Annotated in this window: 9 protein-coding genes; 3 read left to right on the top strand and 6 right to left on the bottom strand. The window is 45.1% G+C overall.

Features of this window, described 5'->3' with window-relative positions; all coding sequences use genetic code 11:
* Window positions 1–8 precede the first annotated feature (8 nt).
* The 5 genes from B2337_RS13690 to B2337_RS13670 all read right to left on the bottom strand — a co-directional run bounded on the left by B2337_RS13690 (window position 9) and on the right by B2337_RS13670 (window position 6978).
* Window positions 9–203: a Flp family type IVb pilin gene (locus tag B2337_RS13690; RefSeq protein ID WP_292413858.1), complete on the bottom strand. Its 195-nt coding sequence runs from the start codon at window positions 201–203 to the stop codon at window positions 9–11.
* 261 nt (window positions 204–464) lie between these two features.
* Window positions 465–1199, bottom strand: coding sequence for an endonuclease/exonuclease/phosphatase family protein (locus B2337_RS13685; protein WP_292360886.1), 735 nt, complete (start codon window positions 1197–1199; stop codon window positions 465–467).
* Window positions 1169–3286, bottom strand: a complete 2118-nt coding sequence (locus tag B2337_RS13680) for a VTT domain-containing protein (protein WP_292360887.1) — start codon at window positions 3284–3286, stop codon at window positions 1169–1171. Before B2337_RS13680 ends, B2337_RS13685 begins: the two co-directional genes overlap by 31 nt.
* A 177-nt stretch (window positions 3287–3463) precedes the next feature.
* Complete coding sequence (locus tag B2337_RS13675; RefSeq protein ID WP_292413857.1) at window positions 3464–3952, bottom strand: hypothetical protein; 489 nt, start codon at window positions 3950–3952, stop codon at window positions 3464–3466.
* Window positions 3953–4014: 62 nt separating this feature from the next.
* Window positions 4015–6978 carry a bifunctional diguanylate cyclase/phosphodiesterase gene (locus tag B2337_RS13670; protein WP_292413856.1) on the bottom strand — a complete coding sequence of 988 codons (2964 nt, stop codon included), beginning with the start codon at window positions 6976–6978 and terminating at the stop codon, window positions 4015–4017.
* Window positions 6979–7290: 312 nt separating this feature from the next.
* Here B2337_RS13670 and B2337_RS13665 point away from each other — a divergent pair, with 312 nt between their 5' ends.
* From B2337_RS13665 to B2337_RS13655, 3 genes are all read left to right on the top strand, one after another.
* On the top strand, window positions 7291–8058 hold the full coding sequence (locus B2337_RS13665; protein WP_292413855.1) for an OmpA family protein: 768 nt from the start codon (window positions 7291–7293) through the stop codon (window positions 8056–8058).
* A 133-nt stretch (window positions 8059–8191) separates the two neighbouring features.
* Entirely contained in the window at window positions 8192–9832 is a 1641-nt protein-coding gene (locus B2337_RS13660; protein WP_292360895.1) for an acetolactate synthase large subunit, read from the top strand.
* A gap of 9 nt (window positions 9833–9841) precedes the next feature.
* Window positions 9842–11293, top strand: a complete 1452-nt coding sequence (locus B2337_RS13655; RefSeq protein ID WP_292413854.1) for an aldehyde dehydrogenase family protein — start codon at window positions 9842–9844, stop codon at window positions 11291–11293.
* 74 nt (window positions 11294–11367) lie between these two features.
* Here the strand turns inward: B2337_RS13655 and B2337_RS13650 are convergent, their stop codons facing one another.
* A complete protein-coding gene (locus B2337_RS13650; RefSeq protein WP_292360899.1) occupies window positions 11368–11838 on the bottom strand; it encodes a Dps family protein in 471 nt (156 codons plus the stop codon).
* Window positions 11839–11848: the final 10 nt, after the last annotated feature.

Below are 11848 nucleotides of genomic sequence, written 5' to 3'. Positions count from 1 at the left end.
AAGTACTTTTAATCGGTACTGTCTTCTAAAGCGCCCTGGATGTCGGTGAACACACCAACAATTGCATCCCGAACAGGTGCAACAAACGCAATCAATGCCACTGCAACCATAGCCGCTACCAGCGCATACTCAATACCACTGGCACCCTCTTCGTCTTTGAGAAAATCCTGAACTGCTTTTTTTACCATTTTCATATTCATCATTTGAGCTCCCTTAAAATGAAAAAACACCTACCAAATATGTTTATTCTGCTAACGTCCGTTGGGCAATTGTTGCTACATCACCAGGTATTTTGCAATAAAAATTACTGTGAAAATGTTATATGGGACACGGGAAAACATGCTGTTATGCGTATAAGGTGAAGTCTCTCACACTGTTTGTAAAGTTTGTTCAGGCAAAAATAAATAAAAATTAATAACCCAGGATCAACATCCTGATTATCTGTTGTCTGATCAGGCAACAAATCAAAAACGCATTTTGACTACCAGTGGCAAATGGTCTGAAGCCTGTCGAGCTAACGCCGTTTTGTGAACAGATAGTTTAATTTGACAGCGTTGGGGAGAAATCCAGATACGATCCAGTGCGAAAACAGGCCAGCCTGCCGGGAAGGTTGGCAAATGCGGTTGAGCACTGAAATGTTGATGCAACCAGCGCAACGGTCTTCCCCACAACAACCACTCATTGACGTCGCCTAATAAACAACTGATATCCGCTTCCTGCTGTGATTTTATCTCCAGCAATTGTTTGACCTGCCAGCGACGCTCCGCCGGTTTCAACCCTAAATGGGTAGCGATAACCTGTAATTCATAGCCGGCGACATCAAAGGTTGCCTCAATGGCACCTCGTGGCTCACAACCCGAAAAACTTAAATCAATATGCTTAAAGGATCGTAATGGCAGTCTTGTCAGCAAGGCATTGCCATAGTGGCGGGTTTCCCGAAACAGGGTCGGACCGGCAAGCGCTTCATGACCAGTCTGATAAGCCAGATACTCCAGCAGGTCCAGCTCATCAATCGAATGGTGTTCAACTTCCTGCAAAGCGATAATATCAGCATCCAACTCTTGTAAAACGGCTGCTATGCGTGCCGGATCAAATTGACCATCAGATCCTATGCAGGCATGGATATTGTAAGTAGCAATCGTGAGGGTGTTGGAGGGTGTTACTTGCGTCACGAGTCTGTTGAAATTCTGTTCAGCCATCTTTTAACACCGTACATCAGGCTGCCAATCCCTAAAACCACCATTATAAAAATAATAATTTCTATAGGTTCAGGCTGTTGAACAACTCGTAACAGTGAATTCGCAAAAACGGTTATGGCTAAAATCCCCGGCAACATGCCCAGCAGGGTTCCCCAGATAAAGTCTTTTAATTTGATATGCGAAGCACCTGCTACCAGGTTAATCACCGTAAAAGGTGCTACCGGAATAATCCTCACGGTAATAATCGCCATCACACCATGATTGGCTAACCGTTTTGACAGCCGGTTTAATTTTGATCCGGCCATTTTAGAAACACTTCTACGCCCCAGCCACTCACCAGCGAAATATCCCAGAATGGCACTCAGCATTGAACCCAGAATGGCGTATATACTCCCCGGCCATGCGCCAAAACTTATCGCAACAGCCACAACCAGTATGGTCAGGGGAATCGCAAACAATCCGGCTATAGCAAAACCCGTAATAACAATGACGGGGGTAAAAGGATTGTCGTTTAACCTGCTAATCAACTGTTTCAGGTTTTCCGGCGTTAACCATTCATTTAAAGGTGTCCATTTCCATAATGCGGTCAATGCAACTACAGCCAATAAAATCAATGCAGCGATGATAATCTGCTTTTTAGGTGATTTCGGTTCATCAATTGGCACCAGTTTCCGACTCATTTCAACCGAATCGACCGGTCGTTCAGGATCGATATAGTCAGCCGTAGGAGTTAAACCATCAATATTTTCATCTATCTCACAATCTAGCTGGCGGAGTGTTCGTGGAAATTGATTACGTGCATCCAACACTTGAATCAGTGAGTTATGTTCAGCAAGTAAACTTTCCAATTCAGTTTCATCGAGCTGCAGATGTTCACTCAGCAGCCGCTGACGGAATGCTCGTATCGCCTGAATGTGATCAGCATTTTCAGCTTCGATAGCCAAATCACATTCACTATCCAATCCCATAGACCGGTTGCTTAAATTCGCCGAGCCAATCCGTAAAAAGCAGTCATCAACGATCATCATTTTGCTATGCAGACTTATGTACATTTCACCCAACGCTTCATGATGCGGGTAGCAAATTCGTAAACGATCATGTTTATCGGCATCGCAAAGTTTGCGGCTGACTCTTGAACGCAACACATCCATCGTATGCTGCTCCAGCCATCCTCCTGTCATTTTGGGACAAACTATCACCACTTCAGGCCCATCACTTTCAGCTAAACGCTGGGCCAACACCTCTGCGACCTTCCAGGAGGTAAAGTATTGATTTTCGATATAGATAAGCTTTTCAGCGGCAGCGATAGCATCAAGATATAAGGTTTCAACTTCAGTGATTTCCGGCTGCCCCTCAAATTCCGGTTGAGTACGTGAAATGGCAATATTGACCTGTTGAAAATCCGGCCTGATATAGTGAGGCCAGATATCCTCAACATAATGAGGTGGCTGGGTTAACTGTTGCCCCGTTGCTTTCAACCAACGTTCCCGGGCCAATTCAGCAAGACTTTTAGCAGCTTCACCATCAACTAACATCTGCATATCATGAAAAGGTGGATAGGCCACATTATCTGGATCTATACGGCGCTTATCCTCAGGCGCATGATCACTGCTGTCCCAACGGTGCTTACCGGGATCTATGCCGCCACAAAAGGCGATTTTGTCATCGATTACGACGATTTTTTGATGCTGAGATCCACCGAAAGGACATTCCCCATCCAGCTGATAATGCAAACGATCCTGTTTTTTCCAGCCGGGCCGGAATAATGGCAGCCATTCTCTTTCCAAGGTATACAGCATCGCCCAATCCCAGTTCAGGATATAGAAATTTAATTCTGGCTTTTGCTCTAAAACGGCATTAATCAAATCGCCTAACTCGGCGGGAGCATCGGTTTGTTTTTCACCGCGAACCAGCCTCAGTCGACTATCAATATCCCAGGCAAGAATATAAACGGCATATTGAGCCTGCATAATTGCTGTATGCAGGGCACCAAAATAATTTTCGCCATCAACCAGTAGCGCTGCTCTATTGGCATTACGGGAACGCCAGCAGTTTTCACCAACGCGAATAATTTTCTTATCATCCATAAATTGGGGCGCACTCCCAGCCGAAGATTAAGTTCGAACAAAGACTATCACAGCAACATTCCAGAGAAATTGACCCAGGTTAATCTCAATAATTCATATTTATGAAGGCGGATGAGCCTGATTAAAAGTTTTTGAAATAACTGACAAGTGGAATAATTAATTTAAATTTTGAGATGGCTATTGGGGAATAATTCGATAGTAGCCGTTTTTACCACGCATCAATAAAGCGGGGGTATTCGCAGGTAACATTTCATCAGTACTTTTTACCGCCTGGACCACGGCAAACTTGGCACCACTGGGTTTATCCAGAATATACTCCACGCCCAGCTGGGATTTTATCTTCTCATCAATAAACTGACCCGCCAATGCACCACCGACCAGTGCAATGATGGTAATCGCCACGCCGGCAGGGTTATCCGCCTGGGTAATACCGTATGCAGTTGAACCGGCCACAGTTGCTCCGACCGCCGCTCCCCAGCCGGGTCGGTTTTCTCCGAGCCCTTCAATTTTGACCATACGGGATGAGACAATCCAGACATCTTCAACGGCCATGACTTCCCCCACTTCATCACGAAAATAATTGCTCTGGGATCGTGAAGCACAGCCATAAACAAATGTCACCAGAATCAAAATAGCGAAAAGGCCGCTGACAGGATAACGAAACATGGAAAGCTCCAGATTCAAAGTAATGTTATGAGGTTATTTTTGGGTGGCTGATCAGCATCTCATCAGGGAAAAGGGTCAGTTTTTGATACCTGTTTTTGCCAGACTGGCTCCAATTGAAACTCCTGGCACCATACTAAAATATCTTCGGCCGGCATGGGGCGGGCTATCTGATAGCCTTGTGCCAACTCACAGCCCATAGACAGCAACATCAGTCCATGTTCAATGGTTTCCACCCCTTCCGCGATAACCTGGCGATTAAAGGCTTTAGCCAGACTGATCACACCATCGACAATATTGTAATCACTGGGATCCTCTAACATATCACGAACAAAACTCTGGTCAATTTTGACCGAGTTTGCTGCCAGATGCCGCAGATGGGTCAACGAAGAATAACCGGTACCAAAATCATCCAATGCTATCTGTACCCCCACCTGATGCCGGCATTCATCGATAATACGGCTCAGCGTATGCACATCTCCCAATGTACTGCTTTCCAGAATTTCCAGTTGCAAAGACGAGGGCTTGATATCCGGATAACGACTTAAGATCTGCTGTAAGGATTGAATAAAATTTATCGCATGCAGATGGTTGGCTGCAATATTGACACTCACCACAAGATTTAATCCCGCCTGCTGCCATTGCTGCAACTGACTCAGCGCCGACTCAACGACCCACAGACCCAAATCAAATTCCAGATCACTGCCTTCCACGACAGACAGAAACTCGTTAGGGTAAAGCAAACCACTTTCAGGATGCTGCCAGCGAATCAATGCTTCAACCGCGATGATTTCGCCGGTTTTCATATTTATTTCCGGTTGATAATGTAATACAAACTCATTATTTAACAGGGCTTCACGTAAACGATGAACAACATGATGCTTCTGCATAACCTGTTGATTTAATTCAGGGTTAAACAGTCTGAATGTATTGCGTCCGGTGATTTTAGCCTGATACATTGCCTGATCTGCATGACGCAACAGTGTGTCTAAATCAACATTATCCATAGGATATAAAGCAATGCCGCTGGAGGCACTGATAACGATGCGTTGATTATCTATCCAATACGGCTCAGCCAACGTCTGATGTAATCTGGTCAGTAATTGCTCACATTGCTCGTAGGAACTGATATCTCTGAACAAAATAGCAAACTCGTCCCCACCAAAGCGGGAAATGGTGTCTTCTTCCCTGACACTTGCCCGCAATCGGTCTGCCACGTCAATCAGTAATAAATCACCAATGTTATGGCCGTGAGTATCATTCACCGGCTTGAAATCATCCAAATCCAGAAAACAAACCCCAACCCATGTGCCTAAGCGCTGACTATGGGCCACAGCCTGACTGTACCTGTCAGCAAACAATACCCGATTGGGTAAATGCGTGAGCACATCATAATGTGCCATTAATTCCAGCTTTTCCTGCTGGGTTTTAGATTGGGTAATATCCGAAAACAAACCTACATAAAATTGTTTATCCCCCTGAGGATTGGTCATCGCTGTAATGGTCAGAAGCAGCGCATACAAATGTCCTTCTTTATGGCGATTCCAGACTTCTCCCTGCCAGTACCCCTGATTTTCCAGGCTGTGCCACATTTGCTGAAAAAAATCATCGTTATGTTTACCTGATTTCAACATTGCCGGGGTGCCTTGCAACGCCTCTTGCATGGTATAACCGGTTATTTCGGTAAAGGCCGGATTCACTTCTAAAATCCGACTTTTTGTATCGGTGACCACAATTCCTTCATGTGCCTGCCTGAAAATCTGCTCTGAAAAATGAATTTTCTGCTCAGCCTGTTTACGTGTGGTTATATCGTAGAAAACAAGCAGTAATTCATTATTTACCGCATCATGTAATGGTGAAACTGAAAGCAATGCAACACGCTCACTGCCATCCAGGCAGTAAATGCTCACTTCCAATGAGGAATCGGGTAACAACTTATGCTCTGGATTGGCAGACCACCATTCATTTACCGTTTTTAAATAGTCCTTACTGACATTCGTTTTCTCCCACCACAAAGCCAGCGTGGGTAAATCATCCAGCGTATAGCCATAAAGCTCAGTAAACGCCGGGTTGATAAAACTGACTTTCCGCTCTTTTCCCACCAAAATGTAGGGGATGGGTGAAGATTCAATTACCTGTCTGAATTTTAGATTTGCCATTGATGCTGAAAACATAAATCGCACAAAGGCTGTCAATAACGCGAAAATAGCTATGGCAATACAAAATAGCAGGATTCGGGATTGCTTCACGTCACCCAGGCCACCTTTCCAACCTCCCTTTGGCTGTCCGACCAAGACCCAGTGCCCCTCTGGCAAGGCAAGTGGCATCGTTAACCTTGCATTATCAAATAAAGCTTCTTCACCGAAAAACACCTCACCTTGCTCACCCAACCCATCTTTACCCCGAATGGCCATCTCAATCGGTAAATCTGCCGCATTTAATCCAGACGCTTCAAAAAAAGCATCAACGTCAATAACGGCCGAAATAATGCCCCAAAAATATTCTTGCTGTTGATCATCAAGCAGATACACGGGTATCCGGGTGATCAATCCTGTGCCGCCTTGTTTAAGTTCAAGCGGACCCGCAAGCACTAAATTCCGGCTCACCCTGGCGCGTTCGGCTGCCGCAGCTTGGGTAGGTTCCTGACGGTAATCCAGTCCTATAGCCTGTTCATTTCCTGCCACTGGATACATGTAGCGAATCACCATATCCGGAGCGGCAGCGATATTGCGTAACTGAGTATGTTCGCCAATCAGATGGCTCATGGCGACTTCGAACTGTTCCTGAGTCAACTCCGGATTAACGGCAAATAAACCCGGCAGCCCCCGGATAATTTGAATGTGGTTTTGTAAGTTTGTCACCAGATTATTGTGATATTGACTTAGCTTCTGCTGGGTCTTTGCCTGTAAAGCATTGCTGTATCTATCCTGAATAACATAGTCAATATAAATCGCTGCTGAAAAGATGAGCAGAGCGATGATGGCGATCATGCTATTAAAAACCAGTTTAGTCGCTATTAAATGTCGCATTTAAAATCCATGGATGACCAGTGCACAGCAACAGATTGAAGTTGGTTGGTCGGATCGAAATTATTACAGTATTTACAGGCTATAAGAACAAATTGTTTAACACTGTGTTACCTGTCACATCCATCAGCATCTTCTTCAGGCTAGCATTAAACAGCTTTAGTTCCTCAAATCTTGATTTATCAGAGAGTTACGGTAACAATGAAACCCCGTATAAACACTGGCTCATTTCCGCCTATTCATTCAGAAATTGTTAATGAACTGGGAGACGGAGCATTGATAAACCAAAATTTGAATCCGGGTTCTTCAATTCGAATGTTAAAACGTAAAGCGCTTCCAGCTTATATTGCGATCTTTGCAGACTTGATGACTTTGCTGTTGTGTTTCTTTGTGTTGTTATTATCGATGTCAGAGCTTGATGTTATTCGTCTAAAAATGATAACGCAATCAATGCATAACGCTTTTGGTGTTGAGCCTCCAGAGATTCCTGAACCTGTCCCCATGGGTACGTCGATAATCAAGCAGACTTTTTCACCCAATCCTTCTGATGTCACTGTCATTGAGGAAGTCAGGCAAACGGCTGATCCCAATAACCCCATTATCGACACCAACGATCTGAATTTATATTTACACGCTAAACAACAGCGTCAACTCATGCAGATTAAGCAAGCGCTTCGTGAGCAGCTTGATGAAGGTATTCTACAGGTTGAAACGCGTGAAGACCGAGTGGTCATTACGATTGATGAACAAGCCTCTTTTCCATCCGGTCTGGCCACCATAAAGCCCGCTTTTATGCCCGTATTAAAGGCTATTGCCGAGGCATTATCCCATATTGACGATCCTTTAGTCGTTTCCGGCCATACTGATAATCGTCCATTGAGTACACAACAGTACCGATCCAACTGGGAATTATCTGGCTCCAGAGCAACTTCCGTCGTACATGAATTATTGCGTTATCCCGAATATCAAGCTGACCGATTCCGTGTTGAAGGTTATGCTGACACACGTCCAATTACAGAAAATGACACTGATTCCGGTCGAGCACGCAACCGAAGGGTGGAAATAGCTGTCCTCACTCAATAAGGGCTGTGATGCCCCGATTATTTATGGTACAAACTAGGCTTGTCTGTCTTTCATCTCCAACTCTGTTGCAAGCTGAAAGATAACAAGCTCTTGCAAAGGCGCGATGATTTTTACGCCAACTCAGAGGACCTCCATGAAAACATCTGATCTGATGGTTAAAGCATTAGAAAACGAAGGGGTAGAATACATTTTCGGTATCCCCGGTGAAGAAAACCTCGATTTCCTTGATTCACTGCAACATTCTTCAATAAAACTGATCATTACCCGACATGAACAGGGTGCAGGATTCATGGCTGCCAACTATGGCAGGTTGACGGGTAAGCCCGGTGTTTGTTTATCGACCCTGGGACCAGGGGCGACAAATCTGATTACCCCCGCCGCCTATGCTCAGTTAGGTGGTATGCCTATGCTGATCATCACCGGACAAAAACCGATTAAGGCCAGTAAACAGGCATTATTTCAGATTGTTGATATCGTCAATATGATGCGACCCATTACCAAGTTCACCAAACAGGTGGTGCATGGCAACACAATTGGTGCTGTGGTTCGTGAAGCCTGCCGTATTGCAGTACAGGAAAGACCTGGTGCGGTGCATATAGAACTACCAGAAGATATCGCTGCAGAAGAAGTGCAGGACCGTATTTATGCACTGGAAAATATTCGTCGCCCTGATGCCGATAACACCGCGATTAAAGATGCATTGGAGATGATCCGTAAAGCCAATATGCCATTGTTACTGATTGGTGCCGGGGCAAATCGCAAACGGGCAAGCAAAGCCCTGACTCGTTTTGTCGAAAAAACCGGTATTCCGTTTTTTAATACACAACTGGGTAAAGGTGTTATTGACGAACGTCATGACAGTTATCTTGGTACAGCAGCATTATCTGAATCAGATTATCTGCACTGTGCAATAGATCGGGCTGATTTGATTATCAATGTCGGTCATGATGAAGTGGAAAAACCGCCTTTTTTCATGAAAGACGGTGGTGCACTGGTGATTCACATTAATTTTCTCCCTGCAGAAGTCGATCCGGTCTATTTTCCACAACTGGATGTGGTGGGTGACATCGCGACTTCCATCAACCGTATATCAGATGCTTTGTCACCGCAGTCTAACTGGGATTTTTCTTATTTCTATCGCGTCAAACAAGAAGTCCAGCAACGTCTTGGTTTGTATAGCGATGATGATCGCTTTCCGATATTGCCACAAAGCGCTGTGACTACAATTCGTGCGGCGCTTGGCGAGAAAGATATTCTGGCGCTGGATAACGGGCTTTATAAAATCTGGTTTGCCCGTAATTATCAATGTTATGAGAACAATACACTTTTACTTGATAACGCATTGGCCACCATGGGCGCCGGATTACCCACAGCAATGCTAGCCAAATTACTGCATCCGGAACGTAAAGTCGTTGCGGTCTGTGGTGATGGCGGCTTTATGATGAATTCACAGGAAATGGAAACTGCGGTTCGTCTTAAGCTGGATCTGGTTGTGATAATTCTGAACGATAATGCCTATGGCATGATCAAGTGGAAACAACAGGGCATGGGGTTTAAAGACTTTGGTTTAAATTTTAATAATCCTGACTTTGTTAAATATGCTGACAGTTATGGCGCCATTGGTCATCGGCCCTCCAGCTATATTGAATTCGATAAGATGCTGCGTGAAGCAATTAACACTCCCGGCGTGCACCTGATCGATGTGGCCATCGATTATTCGCTCAATCACTCAATTCTCAATGAAGGTTTGAAACAAAAAATCTGTATTTTATAAGGAAGCTTTATGTCTACCGCACCTCATTTCGCCCTGAGCTTACCCGGAGTAAAAACCAGGCAATGGGCACAGATTGATGTGACCAACCCCTATAATGATCAGCTTATTGCCACGGCTGATGTCGCAGACAGCGATGCCGTCGAAACGGCTCTGCAAACAGCACATAATTTATTCACTGACAGAACCAAATGGCTTTCAGTCCCTGAGCGTCTGGCTATTCTGGAAAAATCCCTCGGATTAATGCAGCAGCAGGCAGATGCGCTGGCCAGAGGTGCTGCTGAAGAAGGCGGCAAACCCTTGATCGACTCCAAAGTTGAAATGGTGCGCTGTATCGACAGTATTCGACATTGCATGGATACACTGCGCCATCAGACGTCTCATCCTGTTCCCATGGGCATAAATGCGGCTTCACAGCATCGTTTAACCATGTTGCATAAAGAACCGATAGGTGTAGTCGTTGCCATCAGCGCCTTTAACCATCCGTTAAACCTGATTGCCCATCAGGTGGGGCCCGCAATTGCCGCAGGATGCCCGGTTATCGTCAAGCCAGCTGAAAACACACCACTATCCTGTTTCCGTCTGGTGGATATATTCCATCAGGCAGGTTTGCCTGCAGAATGGTGTCAGGCTTTATTAACAGAGAATCATCAGGTGGCAGAACAATTAGCCACTGATAACCGGGTTGCCTTCTTGAGTTTTATCGGCAGTGCCAAAGTGGGCTGGTATTTACGTTCAAAACTGGCGGCTGGAACACGTTGTGCCTTGGAGCATGGGGGCGTTGCGCCGGTGATTGTCGATGAAAAAGCTGACCTTGATGCGGCTATTCCTGGCCTGGCCAAAGGCAGTTTCTATCATGCTGGTCAGGTATGTGTCTCAGTACAACGTATTTTTGCTCATCACTCTATTGCCCGTGATTTAGCCGAAAAATTAGCGGCCGCAGGCAATAAGATGCAGATTGGTGATCCGTTATCCGATCAAACGGAAATTGGTCCACTCATTCGTAAAAATGAGGTGTCCCGGGTGCACGAGTGGGTACAGGAAGCGGTTAACCAAGGCGCAGAATTATTATCGGGAGGTGAAGCGCTGGATAATAACTGTTATGCCACAACCGTACTGTTTGATCCACCAGCAGATGTCAAAGTATCGAAAAATGAAATTTTCGGGCCTGTGGTCTGTATCTATCCTTATCAGGAAGTTGATCAGGCTATCGCCGATGCCAATAGTCTGGATTTTGCCTTCCAGGCTGCGGTCTACAGCCAGAATATTGATAATGCAATGTATGTCGCAGAGCGGCTGGATGCGTCTGCGGTGATGATTAATGAACACACGGCATTCCGTGTTGACTGGATGCCATTTTCAGGCTTGAAACATTCGGGCCATGGCACAGGTGGCATTGCTTATAGCATGGAGGATATGCAGATAGACAAGATGATTGTGCTGACATCAAAAAGCATTCCGTAAATTTTATAGCAAAAATGTCAGACAAAAAAAGACCGCCATAAGGCGGTCTTAAAAGAGGGAGAGAGAAGTACTTATTATTGAGACATCGCTCGTAACATCCAGGCCGTCTTTTCATGAATTCGCATACGGTCTGAAACCAGAGCCAATGAAGATTCATCATCTGCTGCTTCTGCCAGTTTCAAGACTTCACGGCAGGTTTTGACCACTAATTCGTGGTTATGCGTCAGAATTTCTGTCATTTCCTTCGCATCAGGCACGCCGTCTTTTTCTTTGATAGAACTCAATTCAGCAAATGCTTTATAAGTACCAGGAGCTGAGACCCCCAGTGTTCTGATTCGTTCCGCAATATCATCAACGGCGGTTGCCAGTTCAATGTAATGCTCTTCAAACATCAAATGCAGTTCACGAAAGCGTGGCCCTGTTACGTTCCAATGGAAGTTGTGGGTCTGCAGGTACAAAGTGTAGGTGTCGGCAAGCAGCTTCTTCAGGCCTTCCGCTACCTTTTCTCTGTCTTTTTTATTAATTCCAATATCAATAGAACTCATACATTTACCT

Source organism: Methylophaga sp. UBA3192 (genome assembly GCA_002363955.1).
Taxonomy (GTDB): Bacteria; Pseudomonadota; Gammaproteobacteria; order Nitrosococcales; family Methylophagaceae; genus Methylophaga.
Note: the sequence above shows the minus strand (reverse complement) of the source record. Positions and strands in the feature narration are given on the sequence as shown.

Coding starts and splice junctions, on each gene's coding strand:
- B2337_RS13665 (WP_292413855.1), top strand. CDS start 7,291: ATGTTAAAACGTAAAGCGCTTCCAGCTTATATTGCGATCTTTGCAGAC.
- B2337_RS13675 (WP_292413857.1), bottom strand. CDS start 3,952: ATGTTTCGTTATCCTGTCAGCGGCCTTTTCGCTATTTTGATTCTGGTG.
- B2337_RS13650 (WP_292360899.1), bottom strand. CDS start 11,838: ATGAGTTCTATTGATATTGGAATTAATAAAAAAGACAGAGAAAAGGTA.
- B2337_RS13680 (WP_292360887.1), bottom strand. CDS start 3,286: ATGGATGATAAGAAAATTATTCGCGTTGGTGAAAACTGCTGGCGTTCC.
- B2337_RS13660 (WP_292360895.1), top strand. CDS start 8,192: ATGAAAACATCTGATCTGATGGTTAAAGCATTAGAAAACGAAGGGGTA.
- B2337_RS13655 (WP_292413854.1), top strand. CDS start 9,842: ATGTCTACCGCACCTCATTTCGCCCTGAGCTTACCCGGAGTAAAAACC.
- B2337_RS13685 (WP_292360886.1), bottom strand. CDS start 1,199: ATGGCTGAACAGAATTTCAACAGACTCGTGACGCAAGTAACACCCTCC.
- B2337_RS13670 (WP_292413856.1), bottom strand. CDS start 6,978: ATGCGACATTTAATAGCGACTAAACTGGTTTTTAATAGCATGATCGCC.
- B2337_RS13690 (WP_292413858.1), bottom strand. CDS start 203: ATGATGAATATGAAAATGGTAAAAAAAGCAGTTCAGGATTTTCTCAAA.